General features: G+C 39.5%; 2 protein-coding genes. Both read left to right on the forward strand.

The genetic code is table 11. The features are described 5' to 3' along the window. Positions 1-161: 161 nt before the first annotated feature. Positions 162-560 (forward strand): IS200/IS605 family transposase, encoded by a 399-nt coding sequence (gene tnpA, locus J2Z48_RS15675; RefSeq protein ID WP_307255023.1) that lies wholly within the window; start codon positions 162-164, stop codon positions 558-560. A gap of 9 nt (positions 561-569) precedes the next feature. Beyond that, positions 570-1,525 (forward strand): IS200/IS605 family element RNA-guided endonuclease TnpB (tnpB, locus tag J2Z48_RS15680; RefSeq protein WP_307255024.1); only part of this gene is annotated, 956 nt, incomplete at its 3' end.

Consider the following 1,525-nt stretch of genomic DNA (forward strand, 5'->3'; position numbering starts at 1 on the left):
TCTATCCATCTTCCGAAAGAGTACACCCACTTCAAACGTTAGTTAAGTGTGTGGTGAATTTCGATTCGGCGTTAGCCGAAAGGCATTTAGTTCTAAATTATTTGCCTTCTTTTTTTTGTTAATGTACAATCAGTCTTAGATATTAAAAGGATTGATTACATATGGAATTAGACAATAATAATCATTCAGTATTCAGCTTGAATTATCACCTTATCCTCGTCATTAAATATCGTCGAAAAGTGATCAATGAGGCTATATCAGAGAAAGCAAAGAAGATGTTTCAGGATATTGGCGAGAAGTACTATGTCACTTTATTAGAATGGAATCACGATCAAGACCATGTTCACGTCTTATTCAAAGCACACCCCAAAAGCATGCTCTCCAAATTCATCAATGCTTATAAAAGTGCTAGTTCTCGCATTATCAAAAAAGAATTTCCTCATGTAAAAAAGCAATTATGGAAAGAGTATTTTTGGTCAAGGAGCTTCTGTCTTCTTACTACTGGAGGTGCTCCAATCGATGTAGTGAAACAGTACATCGAGAATCAAGGGACTAAGTGAGGTGAGATCATGCACAAGGCATTCAAGTTTCGTTTGTATCCAACCAAGAAACAGGTCATCTTAATCAATAAGTCCATCGGCTCCAGCCGATTTGTTTTCAACCATTTCTTAGCGAAATGGAGTGATACATACAAAGAAACAGGGAAGGGACTTACTTACAACCTTTGTGCAGGCCTCCTCGCTGCCTTGAAAAAAGAGTTGGAATGGTTAAAAGAAGTAGATGCCCATGCCCTGCAGTCCTCGTTACGGAATCTGGACGATGCCTTTAAGAGGTTCTTTAAAAAGCAAAATGATATTCCTCGCTTTAAAAGTCGCAAAAATCCAGTTCAATCCTACACCACCAAAATTGAAAAGAAGAATCAATTGCCTGAAGTGAGTGTTGTAGGAAACAAGATCAAACTACCTAAACTAGGATGGGTAAAATTTGCTAAATCGAGAGAGGTTCAGGGGCGAATTCTCTCTGCTACTGTACGCCGAAATCCGACAGGTAAGTATTTTGTATCGGTTCTTTGTGAAATGGATACTTGTCCCTATGTTCCCGTTGATAAAGGGAGTGCAGTTGGAATTGATCTGGGCTTGAAGGATTTCGCCATTCTGACGAATGGTGAAAAAATCAATGCGCCCAAATATTTCAGGAAATATGAAGAGAAGTTAGCCAAAGCTGGGCGCATTTTGAGTAAGCGCACGAAGGGTGGTTCTAATTGGCATAAAGCACGTATTCAAATGGCTCGCATTCATGAGAAGATCACGAATGCTCGTCATGACTTCCTACATAAGCTGTCTACAAAGCTGATTCACGAAAACCAAGTGATTAGCACGGAAGACTTACAAGTAAAAAACATGGTTAAGAATCATAAGTTAGCGAAGTCCATTACAGACGCTTCTTGGGCTGAATTCGTATCCATGCTAGAGTACAAAGCGGAATGGTTCGGAAGAACCATTGTGAAAGTAGGGAAAACGTTCCC

The organism is Croceifilum oryzae (genome assembly GCF_030814315.1).
In the GTDB taxonomy this organism is placed as follows: Bacteria; Bacillota; Bacilli; order Thermoactinomycetales; family Thermoactinomycetaceae; genus Baia; species Baia oryzae.